Annotated in this window: 17 protein-coding genes; 14 read left to right on the top strand and 3 right to left on the bottom strand. The window is 61.3% G+C overall.

Translation table 11 applies throughout. The features are described from left to right. The first annotated feature begins 2 nt into the window (after positions 1 to 2). Both PIB16_RS12960 and PIB16_RS12965 read left to right on the top strand, forming a co-directional pair. Positions 3 to 1,850, top strand: a complete 1,848-nt coding sequence (locus PIB16_RS12960; RefSeq protein WP_271045703.1) for a type I secretion system permease/ATPase — start codon at positions 3 to 5, stop codon at positions 1,848 to 1,850. Next, complete coding sequence (locus PIB16_RS12965) at positions 1,837 to 3,150, top strand: HlyD family type I secretion periplasmic adaptor subunit (RefSeq protein ID WP_174045272.1); 1,314 nt, start codon at positions 1,837 to 1,839, stop codon at positions 3,148 to 3,150. Before PIB16_RS12960 ends, PIB16_RS12965 begins: the two co-directional genes overlap by 14 nt. 23 nt (positions 3,151 to 3,173) lie before the next feature. Here PIB16_RS12965 and PIB16_RS12970 read toward each other — a convergent pair whose 3' ends face one another. After that, positions 3,174 to 4,094 carry an SMP-30/gluconolactonase/LRE family protein gene (locus PIB16_RS12970; protein WP_271045704.1) on the bottom strand — a complete coding sequence of 307 codons (921 nt, stop codon included), beginning with the start codon at positions 4,092 to 4,094 and terminating at the stop codon, positions 3,174 to 3,176. A 33-nt stretch (positions 4,095 to 4,127) separates the two neighbouring features. Then, entirely contained in the window at positions 4,128 to 4,841 is a 714-nt protein-coding gene (locus PIB16_RS12975) for a GntR family transcriptional regulator (protein ID WP_220318499.1), read from the bottom strand. 103 nt (positions 4,842 to 4,944) lie between these two features. Between PIB16_RS12975 and PIB16_RS12980 the strand changes: the two genes are divergently transcribed. From PIB16_RS12980 to PIB16_RS13025, 10 genes are read left to right on the top strand one after another with little or no spacing between them, the layout of a single operon-like run. Next, positions 4,945 to 5,997, top strand: coding sequence for a Gfo/Idh/MocA family protein (locus PIB16_RS12980; RefSeq protein ID WP_271045705.1), 1,053 nt, complete (start codon positions 4,945 to 4,947; stop codon positions 5,995 to 5,997). Continuing rightward, positions 5,990 to 7,006, top strand: coding sequence for a Gfo/Idh/MocA family protein (locus tag PIB16_RS12985; RefSeq protein ID WP_065657216.1), 1,017 nt, complete (start codon positions 5,990 to 5,992; stop codon positions 7,004 to 7,006). The genes PIB16_RS12980 and PIB16_RS12985 overlap by 8 nt, the downstream gene beginning before the upstream one ends. Further along, entirely contained in the window at positions 7,003 to 8,076 is a 1,074-nt protein-coding gene (locus PIB16_RS12990) for a Gfo/Idh/MocA family protein (RefSeq protein WP_271045706.1), read from the top strand. Before PIB16_RS12985 ends, PIB16_RS12990 begins: the two co-directional genes overlap by 4 nt. Before the next feature lie 21 nt (positions 8,077 to 8,097). Continuing rightward, a complete protein-coding gene (locus PIB16_RS12995) occupies positions 8,098 to 9,369 on the top strand; it encodes an ABC transporter substrate-binding protein (protein ID WP_125145766.1) in 1,272 nt (423 codons plus the stop codon). A 56-nt stretch (positions 9,370 to 9,425) separates the two neighbouring features. Beyond that, a complete protein-coding gene (locus PIB16_RS13000; RefSeq protein ID WP_174000175.1) occupies positions 9,426 to 10,394 on the top strand; it encodes a carbohydrate ABC transporter permease in 969 nt (322 codons plus the stop codon). Continuing rightward, on the top strand, positions 10,387 to 11,430 hold the full coding sequence (locus tag PIB16_RS13005) for a carbohydrate ABC transporter permease (RefSeq protein ID WP_271045707.1): 1,044 nt from the start codon (positions 10,387 to 10,389) through the stop codon (positions 11,428 to 11,430). Before PIB16_RS13000 ends, PIB16_RS13005 begins: the two co-directional genes overlap by 8 nt. 22 nt (positions 11,431 to 11,452) lie before the next feature. Then, a complete protein-coding gene (locus PIB16_RS13010) occupies positions 11,453 to 12,532 on the top strand; it encodes an ABC transporter ATP-binding protein (RefSeq protein ID WP_003524613.1) in 1,080 nt (359 codons plus the stop codon). A gap of 37 nt (positions 12,533 to 12,569) precedes the next feature. After that, on the top strand, positions 12,570 to 14,294 hold the full coding sequence (gene araD / locus PIB16_RS13015; RefSeq protein WP_271045708.1) for an L-arabinonate dehydratase: 1,725 nt from the start codon (positions 12,570 to 12,572) through the stop codon (positions 14,292 to 14,294). Positions 14,295 to 14,303: 9 nt separating this feature from the next. Beyond that, positions 14,304 to 15,101, top strand: a complete 798-nt coding sequence (locus PIB16_RS13020) for an NAD-dependent epimerase/dehydratase family protein (protein ID WP_271045709.1) — start codon at positions 14,304 to 14,306, stop codon at positions 15,099 to 15,101. 34 nt (positions 15,102 to 15,135) lie between these two features. Continuing rightward, positions 15,136 to 15,846, top strand: a complete 711-nt coding sequence (locus PIB16_RS13025) for a ribonuclease activity regulator RraA (protein WP_271045710.1) — start codon at positions 15,136 to 15,138, stop codon at positions 15,844 to 15,846. Between the two features lie 3 nt (positions 15,847 to 15,849). On the opposite strand, the gene PIB16_RS13030 is transcribed toward PIB16_RS13025, so the two are convergent. After that, a complete protein-coding gene (locus tag PIB16_RS13030; RefSeq protein WP_271045711.1) occupies positions 15,850 to 18,201 on the bottom strand; it encodes a helix-turn-helix transcriptional regulator in 2,352 nt (783 codons plus the stop codon). Between the two features lie 136 nt (positions 18,202 to 18,337). Between PIB16_RS13030 and PIB16_RS13035 the strand changes: the two genes are divergently transcribed. Both PIB16_RS13035 and PIB16_RS13040 read left to right on the top strand, forming a co-directional pair. Continuing rightward, positions 18,338 to 19,366, top strand: a complete 1,029-nt coding sequence (locus PIB16_RS13035) for an ABC transporter permease (protein WP_059753288.1) — start codon at positions 18,338 to 18,340, stop codon at positions 19,364 to 19,366. Continuing rightward, entirely contained in the window at positions 19,366 to 20,247 is an 882-nt protein-coding gene (locus tag PIB16_RS13040; RefSeq protein ID WP_020813268.1) for an ABC transporter permease, read from the top strand. The genes PIB16_RS13035 and PIB16_RS13040 overlap by 1 nt, the downstream gene beginning before the upstream one ends. Position 20,248 lies beyond the last annotated feature (1 nt).

Raw genomic sequence — 20,248 nt, forward strand, 5'->3', positions numbered from 1 at the left:
CTGTGGGCTTTCAAAACCACCAGCAGACGCCGCCGCAGTCCCTCACTGCGGCGGTTGTTTCGCCCCTTAAAAGCACATTTCTCGGCGTTGCGCTCGTCAGCGGCGTGGTCAATATACTCGCGCTCACGTCGCCGCTCTTCATGCTGCAGGTTTATGACCGGGTCCTGGCAAGCGGCAGCCTGTCGACGCTGGTCGGGCTCGCCATTCTCGCGCTTGGCCTTTACGGCTTCCAGTGCCTGCTCGATATCATCCGCGCCCGCGTTCTGATCCGCATCGGTGAAGATTTCGACATGCGTTATTCCGGCAGGGTGCATGATGCGGTGGTGCGCCTGCCGCTCGTCAACCGCATGCCGGGCGACGGTCTCCAGCCGCTGCGCGATCTCGATAATGTGCGCGGTTTTCTCTCCGGCACGGGGCCGACCGCCTTTTTCGATCTGCCGTGGATGCCGCTTTATCTCGGCATATGTTTTCTGTTTCATTTCTGGATCGGCGTGACGGCGCTTGCCGGCGCTATATTGCTTGTCTCCCTTACGATCCTCACCAACATCTTCTCGCAGAAGCCGATCCGCGACACCATGGTCGAGAATATGGCCCGCAACCGGCAGCTGGAGACCTCGCGCCGCAATGCTGAAGTCGTGCAGGCCATGGGGCTTGGCGGCCGGCTCGGAAAACGCTGGCAAAATTCCAACGAGGCCTATCTCGCCGCCAATCGCAAGGCGGGCGATGTGGCCGGCGGTCTCGGCAATATTGCGAAGTCTTTGCGGGTCGTGCTGCAATCGGCCATTCTGGCGGTCGGCGCGTGGCTCGTCATCAATCAGGAGGCCTCCGGCGGCGTGATGATCGCCAGTTCGATCATGATGGGCCGGGCGCTCGCGCCCGTCGATCTCGCCATTTCCAACTGGAAGTCCTTCGTGGCCGCCCGGCAGAGCTGGGCACGGCTGAGGGAGCTTTTTGCGCAGATGCCGGCCAATGCCGCCGCTACGGCCCTGCCGAAGCCTGAAAAGGAACTGCGGATCGAAAACGTCACCATCGTTCCGCCGGGAGAAAGAAAACCGACCGTCACCGGCCTTGGCTTCATCGTAACCGCTGGAAACGCGCTCGGCGTCATCGGTCCCTCCGGTTCGGGTAAATCCACGCTCGCGCGCATTCTCACCGGCGCGTGGATGCCGGCGGCCGGCAAGGTACGGCTGGACGGTGCAAGTTTCGAGCAGTGGGAGCGTGAGGCGCTGGGCCGCCATATCGGCTATCTGCCGCAGGGCGTGGAGCTGTTCGACGGCACGATCGGTGAAAATATCTCCCGTTTCGAGGATAATCCCGATCCTGACGCCATCATCGCGGCGGCCAGGGCTGCGGGTGCGCATGAACTGATTCTGCGTTTCGAAAAGGGTTATGACAGCGATATAGGCGAGGCGGGTTCGGCGCTTTCCGCCGGACAGCGCCAGCGCATCGGCCTTGCCCGCGCGCTGTACGGCGATCCCTTCATCGTCGTGCTGGACGAACCCAACGCCAATCTCGATGCGGAAGGCGAAGCCGCCGTGGTCAAGGCGATTTCCTCGGTCAAGGCGCGGGGCGGCATTGCCGTCGTCGTTGCCCACCGGCCGAGCGCCATCGGTGCTGTCGATTTCATTTTGATGATGGAAGAGGGCAGGATGAAGGCCTTCGGCCCGCGCGACGAGGTCCTGTCGAAGGTACTGCGCGTTCCGCAGGCGCAGGCGGCCAAGGGATTTACCGCATCCGCCCAGACGATCTCACCGCTGCGCGTCGTCGCCAATACCCAGCCCCAGGCGTTGGTGCTGGAAGACGTCCGTGAAGAGAACAGCCAGGAAGGAGATGCGGATGTCAAACATTGATCAGCGCAGCCATGTGTCCCGCTCCATCCGCAAACATCTTTTTGCCGGCCTTGCTGCGGGTGTAGCGCTGCTGGCCGGCGTCGGCGGATGGGCTGCGACGACCAATCTCGCCGGCGCGGTTGTCGCCTCCGGCCATCTGGTTGTGGATTCCTACAGCAAGAAGGTGCAGCACCCGAGCGGCGGTGTCGTTGGCGAAATTTTGGTGAATGAGGGCGACAGGGTGAAGGCCGGCGATGTGGTCATGCGCCTTGATGCGACCCAGACCCGCGCCAATCTCGCCATCGTGACCAAGCGTCTGGATGAGCTGAATGCGCGCATGGCAAGGCTGGAGGCCGAGCGCGACGATCTGCCGGAGCTCGTTTTTCCGCAGGCGTTGATGGCGCGAAAAGACGATGCCGATGTCGCCTCCGCCATGCGCAGCGAGACCAAGCTGTTCGAATTCCGCAAATCCTATCGCGAAGGGCGCAAAGCACAGCTTTCCGAACGCATCACCCAGTTCGAACATGAGATCGAAGGGCTGAAGGCGCAGGAAGTCGCCTATGACAACGGCCTTGCCGTGCTGGAGGCTGAAATCACCTCGCAGAAATCCCTGCGCGAACAGGGTATCGTCTCGGTGCAGAGGCTGAACAGCCTGCAGACGCAGGCCGCGACATTCGGCGGCGAGCGCGGCGAAAAAATCGCCTATCAGGCGCAGACGGCAGGGCGTATCACCGAAACCAGACTGCAAATCCTGCAGATCGATCAGGAATTGCGCACCGAGGTCGGGCGGGAGCTGCGGGAAATACAGGCGCAGATGGGCGAATTCGTCGAGCGCAAGGTTGCCGCCGAAGACGAGCTGAAGCGCATCGATATCGTTGCGCCGCAATCCGGCATGGTGCATGAAATGGCCGTGCACACGGTGGGCGGCGTGGTGACGCCGGCGGATCCGATCATGCTCATCGTGCCTGACGGAGACGAGCTGGCGCTGGAGGTACAGATCGTGCCGAAGGATATCGATCAGCTTCAGGTGGGGCAAAAGGCCATGCTGCGCATGACCGCCTTCAACCAGCGTGTCACGCCGGAACTGGAAGGCCATGTCAGCCGCATCGCGGCGGATATCACCACCGATCAGCGCAGCGGTCTCTCCTATTATCTGGCGCGGATTTCCGTGCCGGTCTCCGAGCGGCAGAAGCTGAACAATGCGCCGCTGGTGCCGGGCATGCCGGCCGAGGCGTTCATTCAGACCAGCGAAAGGACCGCGCTGTCCTATATCGCCAAGCCGTTGACCGACCAGATCAGCCGCGCCTTTCGTGAGGAGTAGGAGCTGAGCCCGGTTTCCGGGCTCTATCCACCTTCGCCAAAACGGAAGGCGGCAAAGCCTTTCGTCTTTGTCGGGATCGCCCAGACGCCGCCCGAAAATGGTGCTTTCGCCAGCCGGTCTTCGGACATGTTGTGGCGGTGTGACGTCAGGAAAAGGATGCTGAAATCAGGGCCTCCGAAGCACGGCATGGTGGGGTGCGGGACGGGCGCTGCGAGCACCTCCGCATGCTTGCCATCGGATGTGAAAACGTTCAACAAGCCAGCGGAAACGCCTGCGCTGTAATAGGTGCCGCTGCTGTCGAGGCAGCCGCCATCGGGTCTTCCCGTCTCTTCCGTCATCCGGGCCACCAGCACGCCCTCATCGAATGTGCCGTTTCTGCTGTCGAATTTTCGCCGGCGTATCCATTTCTGGACGGAATCGCTCTGCCACATGATGGAGCCGTCCGGGGAAAAGGCGAGGCCGTTCGGGCATGTCAGGCCGGTCTGCATGCGCTCGGCGTTTTTTTCGGTGATCCGCCAAAGTTCACCATGGGGCTCCATGTCCGCGAGTGGCACATTGTGCATGGTTCCCACCCAGAAGGCGCCGTCGGGGCCGATCCGTCCGTCATTCAGCCGGCAGGGAATGCCGTCCGGTGACGGCAGGGAGTGGAGAAGGCGTGTTTCGCCGCTCTCCGGATCGAGGATGACGATATCCATGCCGCAGGCGACGATGAGGTCGCCGTTCCGACAGAGACCGAGACTCGAGACCGTATGGGGAAACGCCCATTCGCGATAAAGGCCGGGCTCAAGCGCTGCGCACCGCACCGCCTTGCCGAGTATATCGCACCAGAAAAGCACCTGTCGCCGCTCATCCCAAACGGGGGATTCCGCAAGCGTGCTCATCGTGTCGCACAGAAGTTTCGCCTGCGACATGGCGAGCGCTTTTTCAGGATTTGCCGTATTCATGATGCTCGAACCGTTAAAGATGATGGCGCAGAATTATTCGAAATAGTCCTGGTGGTTCTCGAAAACCTGCGAAAGAATGCCGAGAACGCGTCTCAGGTGCGTGCGCAAACCATCGGTCGCACGGGCTTCGTCCCCGGCCTTGATCGCATCGTAAACCGCCTCGTGTTCGGAGAGCAGCCGCGCCATATGCGCCTCGTCGGTGATGGCGAGCGCGCGCAGGCGGTCCAGCCCTGCCTTTTCGCGGATCAACAGCGTCTCCAGCCTCTCAAGCCCCGTCGCGGCGGCAAGCGCGCTATGGAACTGGTCGTCATGCACGCGAAAAGCCTTTCTGTCTCCGCGATGCATGGCTGCGCGCTGGCCGGTGAGGGCGTGTTCGATCTCCTGCTCGGCCTCCGCCGTTATGCCGATCTGGCATAGCCTGCAAACCGCAGCGACCTCTAGCGCCTCGCGGATGAATTGCGCGCTGCGAATGTGCTTTTCCGATAATCTGGAGACATAGGTGCCACGGCTTGGCAGGGTGACGATCAGGCCGTCATCCCGCAGGCGGCTCAGCGCTTCGCGCACCGGCGTGCGGCTGGAATTGAACAACTGGCCGATCTCGTTCTCCGAAACCGCCTGGCCGGGAAAAAGTTCCCGGGAAAGGATGGCCGATTTCAGCGCGGAATAGATCTGGTCCACGACCGGACGGTTAAGGTCCAGTCGTTCCATTGTCGGCACGGTGCCACCTGTTACGGGAATTTTCGGCATATACCCTCCAGCGTTTTCATAACCGGTATACCGGAACACAAGTGTGTTGACAACCGGCATACCGGTATGCAAATGATCGCTTATTGGGAAGGAGGCTCCCGAAATGCAAAATATCAAGACCTGCGTCATCGTTGGCGCCGGAATGGTGGCGAAGACGCATGTGCTCGCCTGTGCGGCAAGTCCGGAAAAAATTCGTCTGAAGGGTTTGGTCGATGGCGGCTCCGGCCGCGCCAGGGCGCTGGCTGCCGAAGCGTCGAAACACGTCGGATATGAGGTCGTCGTTTATTCCTCGGTCGAGGAAGCCGCACGCGATGCGGATGTCGATTTCGCCATCATCGCAACGCCGCCGAATGCCCGCATCGATATCGTCGGACAGCTCGCGAAGGCGGGCAAACACATTCTTATGGAAAAGCCTGTCGCTCGTAATACGCAGGAAGCCGGCGGCCTTGTCGCCCTATGTCGTGAGGCCGGCGTCACGCTTGGCATCATCTTCCAGCACCGCATGCGGGCTGCATCGCAAAAAGCCCGCGAGCTTGTGGATGGCGGGACGCTCGGAGCGCTCGGTCTCTGCGAAATTTCCGTGCCGTGGTGGCGCGCGCAATCCTATTATGACGAACCCGGCCGCGGCACCCTGGCGCGCGACGGCGGCGGTGTTCTGATCTCCCAGGCAATCCACACCATCGATCTGGCGCTGAGCCTTACAGGGCCGGTCTCGCGCGTTCAGGCCATGGCGGCGACGACGCGGTTTCATCGCATGGAAACCGAGGATTACGTCGCGGCCGGCTTGCGCTTCAAGAATGGCGCTGTCGGCTCGCTGGTCGCAAGCACCGCAAGTTTCCCCGGCGCTCCGGAATCGATTGTCCTGCATTTCGACAGTGCCAGCCTGCGGCTCGCCTCGGGCGTTTTGCATGTCGACTGGCGCGATGGCCGGCAGGAGACCTTTGGCGGCGCGGCATCCGGCACAGGTGGCGGCGCCGACCCCATGGCTTTCACGCATGAATGGCATCAGGGCGTCTTCGAAGATTTCGCAGACGCCATCTCCTCAGGGCGCGCCCCGGTCGTCACCGGCGAAGCGGCTCTTTTGTCTCACAGATTGATCGACGCGATCATCAACTCGGCCGACACCGGCAAGGAAGTGGAACTTCAGGATGACTAAAGCAATCAAGTTCGTCGCTCTCGGCATAGAGCACCGGCACATTTTCGGCATGGCCCAGAACATGCTGGATGCCGGCGCAGAATTCGCCGGCTGGTGGACCGAAGGCGAGCCAGACGTGGTGGAAGGCTTCGTCAAGCGCTTCCCGGATGTGCCGCGCGCGACCTCGAAGGAAGCTCTGCTGGCCGATGGCAGCATCGATCTCGTGCTGATCGCCGATATTCCCTCCAAGCGCGCCGATCTTGCCATCGCCGCCATGGAAGCCGGCAAGGACGTCATGTCCGACAAGCCGGGCTGCACCACCTTCGAACAGCTCGATCGCCTTCGCCAGACGGTGGCGAAGACCAAGCGCATCTGGACTGTCGATTTCTCCGAGCGTTTTGAAGTTCCGAGCGTGACCAAGGCCGCCGAACTCGTTGCGCAGGGTGCGATCGGCCGTGTGATCCAGACCGTCGGTCTCGGCCCGCACCGTCTGAACCGCCAGATCCGCCCGAAGTGGTTCTTCGAGCGTGAAGCTTACGGCGGCATCATCACCGATATCGCCAGCCACCAGATCGACCAGTTCATGTTCTTCACCGGTTCGACCGAAGTGGAGATCGTGGCTGCCACCGTTGCCAATTATGCCAACCCGCGCGATCCGGGCCTGCAGGATTTCGGCGAAGTGGTGCTGCGCGGCGACAAAGGCCACGGCTATATCCGCGTCGACTGGTACACGCCCGATGCGCTGCCGACCTGGGGCGACGGCCGCCTCACGATCCTCGGCACCGAGGGTTACATCGAACTGCGCAAATATGTCGATGTCGGCAACAAGGAAGGCACCGACCGTCTCATTCTCGTGAATGGGGACCGCTGCGAATATATTGACGCCTCCGGTGCCGGCCTGCCCTATTTCGGCCGGCTGTGCGACGACATCCGCAACCGCACCGAAACGGCGATGACGCAGGAGCATGTGTTCAAGGTATGTGACCTGTCGCTGCAGGCGCAGGCCAAGGCCGAAGGAGCAAAGGCATGATTGGCGTCGCAATCGTTGGTGCCGGCATCGGCGCCCTGCATCTGAAGGGTTATCAGGCGTTGCCGGAGCGCTTCTCCGTCAAGGCGATCTGCGACCTCGATCTGGAGCGCGCCCGCTCCGTGGCGGGTGAGGATACCTCTATCCGTCTGACGACCGATCTCGATGAGATTCTGGCCGATGAGAGCATTCAGCTCATCGACGTCTGCCTGCCGCCGCACCTGCATTTCCCCGTGACGCTGAAGGCGCATGCGGCGGGCAAGGATTTGGTCTGCGAAAAGCCGCTGGTCCGCTCGCTTGAAGAGGCAAATGCGCTCATCGACTCCGTCAAAAAGACCGGCCGTGGCGTGTTTCCCGTCTTCCAGTACCGTTTCGGACATGCGATGCGGCAGCTTCGCGCGCTCATCGATGCCGGCCTTGCGGGGAAGGCCTTTGTTGCAAGTTCGGAAGTTCACTGGAACCGTGGCGCCAGCTATTACGACATTCCCTGGCGCGGGACCTGGAAGGGTGAATGCGGCGGCGCAATCCTTGGCCATGCCATCCACGCCCATGATCTTCTCTGCCACGTTCTCGGCCCGGTCGACGAAGTGTTCGCCATGGCCGATACGCGCGTCAACACGATCGAAACCGAAGACTGCGCGGCGCTCAGCTTCCGCATGAAAAGCGGTGCGCTGGCGACGAGCTCGGTGACGCTCGGTGCCGCCGAAGATACGTCCCGACTCCGCTTCTGCTTCGAAGGCTTCACCGCCGAGAGCGGCACGCTGCCCTATCGCCCGGCCGAAGACACATGGCGTTTCATCGCCCGTGCACCGACCACGCAGGACCAGATCGACGCCGTTCTGGCGACGGTCGGCGATGGCGAAAACGGCTTTGCCGGTTTTGTCGAAGCCATTGCTGACGCGATGGAAGGACGCGGCGGCAAGGAAGTGACTGTGAACGATGGCTTGCAGTCCATCGAACTTGTCACCGCCATTTATCGCTCGGTGCGGGAAGGAAAGCCGGTCCGCCTGTCCGACGCCGCAGAAGGCGAATGGATCAAGGGCTGGGCTCCGCGCGCATCCGCCAACGCATAATCATCTAAGGGAGGAAAAGAGATGATCGGTAAATACAGCATGGCATTGGCGCTCGCCATTGGCGCGGCGTCCTTTGCAGGCGCCGCTCAGGCGGCTGAGGAAGTGCGCTTCACCTGCGCTTATGACGGCAACGGCTGCGAAATTCTGAAAGACATTCTCGCGCGTTACGAAAAGCAGCATCCGGACGTGAAGATTGTCACCGACGTCGTGCCCTACAAGGCGCTGCTGGAAGGCCTGCCCGTGCAGCTTGCCGGCGGCAGCGGCCCGGATTTCGCAACCGTGACCGACCTTGGCGGCCTCAACCGCTATTATCTCGATCTCACGCCCTATGTGGACGCGAAATATTGGGAAGACAATTTCTCCAACGTGCTGAAATGGTATCGCAGCGGCCCTGACGACAAGGGCATCTACGGCATGCATACCCAGCTGACCATCACCGGCGCCTTCATCAACCGCACTTTGTTCGATCAGGCCAATGTCGCCGTTCCCGGCAAGGATGCGACGCTGGACGACTGGGCGAAGGCCGCCAATGCCGTCGCCAAGGCAACCGGCACGCCTTACCCGATGGCCATCGACCGTTCCGGCCACCGCATTGCCGGCCCGGCCATTTCCTATGGCGCGAAGATTTTCGACGCCGATGGTAAGCCTATTCTGGTTGATGAAGGTTTCACGACCTTCGTGAAGAAATTCGTGGAATGGAACAAGGACGGCACCATGGCGCGTGACGTATGGGCCGGGCAGGGCGGCAATACCTATCGTGACGCCGCGCAGGAATTCATCAACGGGCAGCTGGTCTATTATTACTCGGGCAGCTGGCAGACCGCGCGTTTCGACAGCCAGGTCGGCGATGCGTTCGACTGGGAAGTCGTGCCGCAGCCCTGCGGTGGCGCAGCCTGCACCGGCATGCCTGGTGGTACCGGCATCGTCGGCTTCAAGCAGACCAAAAACCCGAAGATCGTTGCCGATATCCTGAACTTCATGGCTCAGGACGAGAATTATCTCGACTTCACCGTTCGCACCCGCAACGTTCCGGCCCATAAGGCCGTTGCCGACAAGGGCGTGACCTATACCGGTGCGACGCCTGCGACGCAGAAGGCCATGAACGCCTGGCTGGACCAGATCCCCGGCCTCAGCCCGATTGCCTATGCCTACCAGGGCTACAAGAACAATCGCGCCATGTTCAACATCTCCGTCCAGCGCATCACGCAGGCCATCGTCGGTGAAAGCACCGTTGATGAGGCCATGGCCCGCGCGAAGACGGACCTCGAGGAAGCGTTGAAACAGGCGAAGTGATCCATCGCCTTCCGGCGCGGGCATACTGCGCCGCGCCGGATCGAAGGAGGACCCTCATGTATAAATTTCTTGCGCCCGTCATGGGCATCGTCGAACTGCCTTTTTCCTTCCTGCAGAAGGTTCTTGGCCACAGGCGGATTGCATGGGTGTTTCTGACGCCCAACCTGATCCTGTTTGCGGTCTTCGCCTTCCTGCCGATCCTGCTGAACATGGCCTATTCCGTGACAGGCAGCGAACACATATTGCTTTCCGAACGCCCTGCCGTGGGCGGCGAAAATTTCTCGGTCCTTCTTTCCTGTCAGAACTACCTCGACCCCAATTCCTGTCAGCGTGACCTGTTCTGGCGCTCCGTCTGGAACACGGTTTTCTTCGTGGTGCTGCAGGTTGGATTCATGGTCGGCTTCTCGCTGATCACGGCCATCGTGCTCAACCGCGATATCCGGGCGCGCGGGTTCTTCCGGGCCGTCTTCTTCTTCCCCGTGCTGCTGTCGCCCGTCGTTGTGGCCTTGATCTGGAAGTGGATTCTCCAGCGTTTCGGCGTTCTCAATGCGGCGATGGAGGGGCTGGGCCTCGGCTCGGTGGACTGGTTGCTCGAAGCCAATCTTGCCTTCGGCTGGTCGGTCTTCCTGTCGGTCTGGGCGCATATGGGCTTTTACACGCTCATTCTTCTGGCCGGCCTGCAGGCGATCCCGCGTGATGTCTATGAGGCGGCGCAGCTCGACAAGGCAAGCCCTTGGCGCATCTTCCGGCGCATCACGCTGCCGCTGCTGGCGCCCACCATGCTCGTCGTTCTCGTCCTCTCGCTCATCAAGGGCGTACAGACCTTCGATGAAGTCTTTGCCTTCACGGGTGGCGGCCCCGGTTCGGCGACGACCTTCATCATTCAGTTCATCTATCAGACCGGCTTTGCCGGGACGCCCCGCAATTTCGGCCTTGCGGCTGCCGCTTCGCTGCTGCTCGCCGTGGTGCTCGTGGTGCTGACCGCCCTGCAATTCCGGGCAAACAGGAGCAAGGTCGATGGCTAGGATTGGCGCATTTCTGACCCGTACCCGCGGCCGTAACGGCAAGCTGCACTGGACCGATTGGCTGTCCTACGCCTATCTCGGCGTGGCCGTGCTGATGATGTTCGGTCCCGTCGTCTGGCTGGTGCTCTCATCGTTCAAGACTGAGGCCGACCTTCAACGCTTTCCGCCGCGCCTTCTGCCCTATAGCCAGGAAACCGTGGTGGTGGATGGGCAGGCAGCGCCGCTGCCGGCCTATGTCGACAAGGATGGCCGCAAGTTTGGCATGGTCCGCCGCATCGGCCTCGTGGCCCAGGTGGTTGACCCGGCCAAGCCAACCGAAATCCTGAAGATGCCGTTCAACGAACTGAAGCCGGCAGAAAAGGTGGCGCTGGCGACGGAAAACTACACCGAGCTTTTCCAGCGCTTCAATTTCCCGCTCTATTTCTGGAACTCGACCTTCATCACGGTGACCTCCACCATCATCATGCTGATCGTCAATTCCATGGCTGCCTTCGCGCTCTCGAAATATCAGTTCCAGGGCAGGGGTGCGGTGCTGGCGCTGGTTGTCGGCACGCTGATGATCCCGCAGACCGTCGTGCTCGTGCCGCTGTTTCTCATCACCAGCCAGCTCGGCATGATCAACAGTCTCTGGGGCGTCATCATTCCTGGTGCTGCGACACCCACGGGCGTCTTCCTGCTGCGGCAATATATGCTGACGATCCCGGATGAAATCCTCGATGCGGCGCGTATGGACAAGGCGAGCGAGTGGAAAATCTACTGGCGCATCATCCTGCCGCTTTCGGCCCCGGCGCTTGCCGTTCTTGCGATCCTTGCGATCATGTGGCGCTGGAACGACTTCCTCTGGCCGCTGATCGTGCTGACCCGCAACGACAACTTCACCCTGCAGCTGGCGCTCAACTCCTTCCAGGGTGAGATGACGACGGAATGGAGCAATCTTCTGGCCATGACGGTGCTGACACTCGCCCCGATCGCGCTGGTCTTCATGTTCCTGCAAAAATACATCGCCACCGGCATTGCATCGACGGGCGGCAAATAATCCTCAGGGAGGAAACACGACAATGGCAAGTATAGAGCTTCGTCAGGTCAAAAAGACATATGGTGCCCTCGATGTGATCAAGGGTGTCGATCTCGATATCAAACACGGCGAGTTCTGTGTTTTCGTCGGTCCTTCCGGCTGCGGCAAGTCGACCCTGCTGCGCATGATCTCCGGTCTCGAAGAACTGAGCGGCGGCGATATCGTCATCGGCGGTGATGTGGTCAACACGGTTCCGGCCGCAGATCGCGGCCTTGCCATGGTGTTTCAGTCCTATGCCCTTTATCCGCATATGACGGTGCGTGAAAACCTGTCCTTCGGGCTTGAGAACATCGGCACCTCCAAAAAGGATATCGCCGAAAAGATCTCCCAGGTTTCCAAGATGCTGCAGATCGACCAGCTTCTCGAGCGCCGCCCCAAGGATCTGTCGGGCGGCCAGCGCCAGCGCGTCGCCATCGGCCGCGCCGTCGTGCGCGAGCCTCGTGTGTTCCTTTTCGACGAGCCGCTTTCCAACCTCGATGCGGAACTTCGCGTCGACATGCGCGGCGAGATTTCAAGCCTGCACCGGCGTCTCGGCAATACCATGATCTATGTGACGCACGATCAGGTGGAAGCCATGACCATGGCCGACAAGATCGCCGTTCTGCGCGCCGGCAAGCTGGAGCAATTCGGTGTGCCGCTCGATCTTTATAACCGCCCGGCCAATCTCTTCGTGGCAGGCTTCATCGGTTCGCCGAAGATGAACTTTTTTGCCGGCGAAGTGACCTCGGATGCAACGCCGTCGCTGAAGATCGCGACCGGCGAATTGATCCCGCTACCGCAGACCGGCTTTTCCTACAAGCCCGGCCAGAAGGTGACGCTCGGCGTCCGCCCGAACCATGTGCAGCCCGGTGAGGGCGGCGCGCTGACCATGTCTGTGCGCACCGCAGAACAGCTGGGCGGGGAATCCTATCTCTATGGTAATCTCGGCGACGGCACTCCGGTAACGCTGCATCTTTCCGGCCAGACCTCGACTTCGGCGGGGGAAGTTATCCGCCTGTCGGCGCCGCTGGAACACATTCATCTTTTCGATACGACGAGCGGGCTGACGCTCCGGCAGGACTGACAGCCTTTGGCGCAACCCGCAACGCAGGACCATTGACATGACCGATAAAAAACTCCGTTCCGACCGCTGGTTCGCCCCCGACGACCTGCGCAGCTTCGGCCACCGCTCACGCATGATGCAGCTCGGTTATGCGGAGGAGGATTTTGTCGGCAAACCCGTCATCGGTATCCTGAACACCTGGTCGGAGCTGAATACCTGTCACTCGCATTTCCCTGAAAGGGTGAAGGACGTGAAACGCGGCGTGTTGCAGGCCGGTGGTTTCCCCGTCGAAATGCCGTCGCTTTCGGTCGATGAGAGCTTCACCAAGCCGACATCGATGCTCTATCGCAATATGCTGGCGATGGAGACGGAAGAAATGATCCGCTCGCATCCGCTCGACGGGGTGGTGCTGATGGGTGGTTGCGACAAGACGACGCCCGGCCTCGTCATGGGCGCGATCTCGGCCGGTGTGCCGATGATCTATCTGCCGGCAGGCCCGATGTTGCGTGGCAACTATGCCGGAAAGGTGCTGGGTTCGGGTTCGGATGCCTGGAAATATTGGGACGAGCGCCGTGCCGGTAACGTCACCGACGAGGAATGGCGCGGCGTGCAGGGGGGCATTGCCCGCTCCGCCGGCGTCTGCATGACCATGGGCACCGCCTCGACCATGACCGCCATCACCGATGCCCTTGGCCTCACCCTGCCAGGAGCTTCCTCCATTCCGGCGGTGGATGCCGAACACCAGCGCATGTCGGCAGGTTGCGGCCGGCGTATCGTGGAAATGGTGGCCGAGGAGCTGACGCCGGACCGTATCCTGACCGCGACCGCCTTTCGCAACGCCGCCATCGTCGCCATGGCGACCGGTTGCTCCACCAATGCCGTCGTGCATCTGATCGCCATGGCCCGCCGCGCCGGCGTGCCGATGACGCTGGATGAGCTGGACGAGCTTGGCCGGATCACGCCGCTCATAGCCAATGTCCGCCCCTCCGGCAAAGACTATCTGATGGAGGACTTCTATTACGCCGGCGGCTTGCGGGCGCTGATGAAGCAGCTCGAAAGCCGTCTCGACTGTTCGGCGCTCACCGTGACCGGCCGCAGCATGGGCGAAAACCTAGAGGGTGCGAAGGTCTATAATGACGACGTCATTCGCTCGCTCGATAATCCCGTCTATGCGGAAGGCTCGCTTGCGGTGCTGCGCGGCAATCTTTGTCCGGATGGCGCTGTCATCAAGCCTGCCGCCTGCGATCCGAAATACCATATCCATGAAGGCCCCGCGCTGGTCTTCGACAGCTATCCGGAGATGAAGAAGGCAATTGACGACGAAAACCTCGATGTCACGCCAGATCATGTTCTGGTGCTGCGCAATGCCGGCCCGCTGGGCGGTCCCGGTTTTCCGGAGTGGGGCATGCTGCCCATCCCCAAGGCGCTGATCAAGAAGGGTCACCGCGACATGGTGCGCATTTCGGATGCCCGCATGTCCGGCACCTCCTATGGCGCCTGCGTGCTGCATGTCGCGCCGGAAAGCTTCGTCGGCGGCCCGCTGGCGCTCCTGAAGACCGGCGATATCGTGCGCCTCGACCTGCCGCAGCGTCGTCTCGACATGCTGGTCAGCGAAGAGGAAATCGCCAGCCGCCGCGCCACCTGGCAGGCGCCCGCGCCGCGTTATGAACGCGGTTATGGTTATCTCTTCTCCAAGCATGTCACGCAGGCCGATCAAGGCTGCGATTTCGACTTCCTGCAGACGGATTTCGGCCGCACCGCCGGCGAGCCCGATATTTTCTGAGGACGCGACATGTTGAAGCGATTACTCATCACCGGCGCCGGCGGCAAGCTTGGCAGCATGCTGCGCGGGCGGCTTGGCCATGTCGCCGAGACGATCCGTCTTTCCGACGTCGTCGATCTCGGTGAGGCAGCACCCCATGAGGAGCTTGTTCGCTGCCGGCTCGAAGAGGAGGCGGCGGTTCATGAACTGGTGAAGGGCTGCGATGGCATCGTCCATCTCGGTGGTATTTCGGTAGAAAAGGCTTTTGATCCCATCGAGGCCGCCAATCTTCGCGGCGTCTACAATCTTTACGAAGCGGCGAGGCAGAACGGCCTGCCGCGCATTCTCTTCGCTTCCAGCAACCACACGATCGGTTATTATCCGCAGGGACAGCAGCTCGAGCCGGAAACGCCCTTTCTGCCGGACGGCCTTTACGGCGTCTCGAAGATTTTCGGTGAAGCGATGGCAAGCCTCTACTACTCCAAATTCGGCCAGGAGACGGCCATCGTCCGTATAGGGTCCTGCGAAGAAAAGCCCTCCAACTGGCGGATGCTGTCGACCTGGCTCAGCTACGGTGACTTCGTCTCGCTGATCGAGGCCACCTTCCGCGTGCAGAAACTCGGTTGCCCTGTCATCTGGGGTGTTTCCGCCAATGACGACAGCTGGTGGGATAATTCCCATGTCGATTTTCTCGGCTGGCAGCGCCGCGACAATGCCGCGCGCTACCGTGCGGAAATCGAACGCGATGTGCCGCGCCCCGATCCCGAGGCCGCAATCGCAAAATATCAGGGCGGCGTCTTCACAGACGAGCCCATTCACAGGACTTGAAACACATCCAGCCGCCCATTGCGAGGAGACAGACATGAACAATGAAACGCGCGAAAAACTGATGACGATTTCCGTCGCTACCCTGGCGACGGCGCTTTACAAGCGGGGTCTGCGCAACCAGGTCATTCAGGGTGTGCGCCCGCTGGGCTACAAGGGCAAGAACATGGTGGGCCCGGCCTTTACCCTGCGCTACATGCCGGCCCGCGAAGACCGCAACCAGCTTGTCGAATTCCGCAATCCCGCCCATCCGCAGCGTGTCGCCATCGAAACCTGCCCGCCGGGCCATGTGCTCGTCATGGACAGCCGCAAGGATGCGACCGCCGCCTCAGCCGGCGATATTCTTGTGACCCGCCTGATGGTTCGCGGCGGTGCCGGCATCGTTTCCGATGGCGGTTTCCGGGATGCGGCCACCATTGCCGAGCTGGATATTCCAGCTTACCACACCCGCCCTTCCAGCCCCACCAACCTCACCAAACACGAGGCAATCGAGATCAACGGCCCGATTGGCTGCGGCGATGCGCCGGTGTTTCCGGGTGACATCATTGTCGGCGACGCCGATTGCGTCATCGTCATCCCGGCTGGCATTGCCAACGACGTGGTAACCGAGGCGGTGGAAATGACGGCTTACGAGGATTTCGTGGTGGAGCAGGTCAAGGCCGGCCAGACGATCATCGGGCTTTACCCCTGCACGAAGGAAGAGCACCAGACGGCTTTTGCCGAATGGCGCAAGAAGAACAACCGCTGAGTCTTATAGCCAGCCCAGTGCTTTCGCCGCGCGGATCGCCTCCGCGCGGCGTTTGCAATCCAGCTTGCGGAACAGGTTGCCGAGATGAAACTTCACCGTCACTTCCGAGATGTTGAGCGTCTGGGCAATCTTCTTGTTCGACATGCCGCTGGCCAGCAGTTGCAGCATCTGCGCTTCCCGCTGTGAAAGCCCGCCATGCAGGGCGCGCGCCTGCGGTGAATTCACCGAGGCGGCGAAAATCGACAGCGCGGTGCGGACATCGGACGAGGTTTCGATGAAGCTGCGGATGCGGCGATTGTTCAGGAGCGGTGAGAGGAAGACGCGCTCCTCCGACAGGACGCCGCTGCAGCCAAGACGGGTCGCGGATTCAAGGGCGGTGAGGATATGGGCGCGGGCGGCGGCGTTGTCGCGGCGCTGGTGCGCGGCATAGCTCTGCCAGATTCTCAGCGCGACCTTTTCGCGGTTGGTGACCTTGGGATTGGCGATCATCGCGTCGATCTGGCGGGAGAGATAGGCGCGCGGCGTGAAAAGATGCACCGCATCGCGCAGCCAGGCCATGACATAGGCGATCTCATCGCGGCGCGTCAGGCGGGAAAGATCCTCATGTGCGCTCTCCACCCAGTTGCGGCCCATGGGCATGCGGATCGCCGAAAGCGTCGCGGCCGCATCCGCCCAGCGGTTGGCGTTCTGATAGGCGATGGCCGTCCTGATTTCCATCATTGCATGGAATTGCAGGCCTTCCGAAAGGTGAATCCACAGACCGTCTAGAAAACCGGGGCGCACGGTCATCGGAAAATGATCGATCAGCACCTGCGAAGCATAATGCAGGGCAAACTGCATCAGGCTCGGCCATATCTCGGCCGCGGCGAAATGATCGAATTCATGTTCGACGAAATGCAGGAGATCGCGCGGTTTTCCCGCCTCATAGGCAAGACACGCTTCCGCCAGCCGCAGCATCCGGAACTCCTGCACGGCATCATGCGGCACCTGTTCCAGCCGCGCACGCGCCTCCTGCGCCGCGTGGCGTGCCAGAAGCGTATCGCCGCTCATCAGCCGCAGCACGATCTGGTGTAGATGGATGAAAAATTCGAGCAGCGGCTGTCCGCCCATTTTGCGCAGATAGATCAGAGCGCGTGCGGCGGCGGCCTCGGCCTCGCGGAAATTGCGGCGGCGGATTTCGAATTCCAGCAACGCATTGTAATAGGCCGCCCATTTGCCGTGATCGTCCATGGGGTAGTCGGCCATGAACTCGGCGAGGCGGGTTATCACCGCGTCATTGGGCGTCAGGTCCTCGGCAATCATCAGGTTCAGCCGGAAGGTGCGTGCGGCGAAGGAAAACCGCGAGCCACGGGCAAGCACCTTCAGTGGATCGAGATAGTCCGATCCGAGACTCTTGCCGAGCAGATGGCGCACGCGCTGCAACTCACCCTGTTTCAGCAGGGCGCGGGTAACGGCGAAGAGCACGGTTTCATTCGTTGCGATCATATCCTGCGAAAACCGCATGATGATCTCGCGAAACCTGTCGACGCTGCTTCGATAGATCAGCTCACGGCCGTGGGCGCGTTCCAGGATTTGTGCGGCATGGGTCTCGTAACCACGGTCAAGCAGCATCGCCATGGCCGCAAGCGCCCGCCCTTCCTTTTCGAAAGCCGATGCGACCTCCACCACGGCGCTGCCGGCCTGCAGGGTAGCGAGACGTTCCCGTGCAGCCACGCCCAGAAGCCGTATCAGGGTGGGGTGGTTTTCGGGATTTCCGGTGAGGAAAGGCGGCAACAGTTCGGTCCAGTCCGCCTCTGGCTCCGCAGAGGGGTTTTCCAGCCAGAACGAAAGTTCAACCGTCTGGGCGGGAGAAAGATGCGGCAGGTAGTTTTCCCGCAGATAGTCGGCACACAGCATTTCATTCGGAAAACGGGCCAGTGACAGAAAAGCCGGCCAACCCGCATAGTCGTGGAGTGCGAGACGTTTCTGCTCAGTTGGCAGGCCTCCCAGCTCGTCCTCGCCAAGAAGCAGTTCATTCGGCCCGATGGTGAGCGAACCGCGATGCAGGATTTGCCGGGCCAGCCCGCTGATCCGCTGATCCGGCCGGCAGGCGATGACCACTAGACGCACCGTCTCCAGAAGCGCGGCGGGCATGCGCGCGGCCCGCGCGAAAACCGGTACGTCCCAGAGGAGACAGCCATTTTCGGCCTCGTCGCTTCGCGGCTGGTGCGTGCGGCACACCTCGGTTCCGAGCTCTTTTGCGAGCATTTCCAGCAGCACGCTTTTTCCCGCACCCGCCGGCGCCCGCAGAAAGACCACGCCGGCGGTTTCGCTGGCGATGCGACGGCAGAGGCGGGTGCGGGGAAGCAGCGTCATTCGCAAAGGCATAGGGGATTTAATCTTGAAAACCTATACTCATCTTTCAAAAAACTATACCTTTTCCAGATTGTTCAAAGGGACATGTGGTGAAAACTTGTGCTCACGCAACCGATGCACAAGGAACGTTCCACCGATGCAGCAACATCCGCTGGTCGCGATTTTGAACAGGCTCGGCACCTTCGTGCTGGTCATGATCGCCCTGTCCATCATGATTTTCGTGCTCGCCCGCGTGGTGCCGGGCGATCCCGCGCGTATGGCGCTCGGTCCTGCGGCAACGCAGGAGCAGGTGGATGCGCTGCGCGGTGAGATGGGCCTCGACAAGCCGCTCGCCGTCCAATATCTCGACTATATCGGCAATGCCCTGCACGGCGATCTTGGTTTCTCGCTGGTGTCGCAACGCCCGGTGACTACCGATCTGGCGCAGACCGTTCCGGCTACCGTGGAGCTGGTACTTGTCTCGGTCATCTTCATGTTTGCCGTTGCCATCCCTCTCGGCGTCATCACGGCGCATTACCGCGACCGGCCGCTTGACCATATCGGTCGCATCCTCTCGCTCACCGGGGTCACGATCCCGAGCTTTCTTTTCGCCATCACGCTGCAATTGCTGGCCGCCCGGTTTCTCTCCGGCTGGCCGATCATCGGCAGGCTCGATCACGGGCTTGGCTGGCAGGGCGGCCCGACGGGCTTCATCCTCATCGACGGCACGCTGGCCGGACGTTTCGATGTCGTGCTCGATGCGCTGAAGCATCTCGCACTGCCGGCCTTCGCACTTTCCATGGCAGGCATCGGCCAGATCACCCGCATCACGCGCTCCTCGATGATCGAGAACCAGCGCAAGGACCATGTGCTCACCCTGCAAAGCTTCGGCGTGCCGGAGCGGGTCATCATCTTCCGTTACCTGCTGAAGCTCTCTTCCATAGCGCCGCTGACGATCATGGGTCTCGAATTCGCGTCGCTGATCGGCAATGCCTTCGTGATCGAGATGGTCTTCGCCTGGGGCGGCTTCGCTTCCTATGGGCTCAACGCCATCCTGCAGAAAGACCTCAATGCCGTGACCGCCGTGGTGCTGGTGGCCGGCCTGTTCTTCATCGTTGCGAACCTGATCGTGGATGTTCTGATCTCGATCATCGACCCGCGCCTGCGCCGCAAGGAGGCTCGCTGATGGCCGATATGAAAATGCTCGAACCCACTGATCGGGGCTTAAGCGCCGGTTACATGATGTGGTATCGCTTCAGCCGCAATCCGGCGGCGGTCATCGGCTCGCTGATCCTGCTATCGGTGCTGGTGCTGGCGGTCTTCGCGCCATGGCTCACGCCCTATCCGAAACATATCGGCGCGGTTGTCGATTTCCGCGCCCGCCATATGCCGCCGGATCTCGAACACTGGTTCGGCACCGACAAGGCCGGCCGCGATATCTTTTCGCGTACCATCTTCGGGCTCCGCGTCTCGCTGCTTCTCGTCATCGGCGTGCTCGGAATTTCGGTGCCGGTCGGAACCGTGCTTGGCCTGATCGCCGGTTATTTCGGTGGCTGGACTGAAAAACTTATCAGCGGCCTGACGAATGTGATGCTGGCCATGCCGCCACTCGTCATGGCGCTCGCGGTCTCCAACCTGCTGGAACCGACACTGATGAACGCCATGATCGCGATCACGCTGCTGTGGTGGACCTGGCACGCGCGGCTGATCTATTCGGTGTCGAAGTCCATCGCCTCGGAAGACTATATTGAGGCGGCGCGTCTTGCCGGTGCGGGCCCGTTACACATCCTCTTCCGCGAAATACTGCCCAACTGCGTTTCGGTCATTTCGGTCAAGACGACGCTCGATGCCGCCTTCGTCATCCTGTTCGGGGCGACGCTGAGCTTCCTCGGCTTCGGCGTCAAGCCGCCGACGCCTGACCTTGGATCGATGGTCGCCGACGGGCGCCAGTTCATGCCGGATTTCTGGTGGGAAGTGCTCTGCCCCGGTGCGGCCGTGCTTTACGTGACGCTGGGTTTCAACCTGCTGGGCGACGGCCTGCGCGACATGTTCGACGTGGAAAGCTAAG

Origin of the sequence: Agrobacterium sp. ST15.13.015 (assembly GCF_027871645.1) — a bacterium.
Classification (GTDB): domain Bacteria; phylum Pseudomonadota; class Alphaproteobacteria; order Rhizobiales; family Rhizobiaceae; genus Agrobacterium; species Agrobacterium leguminum.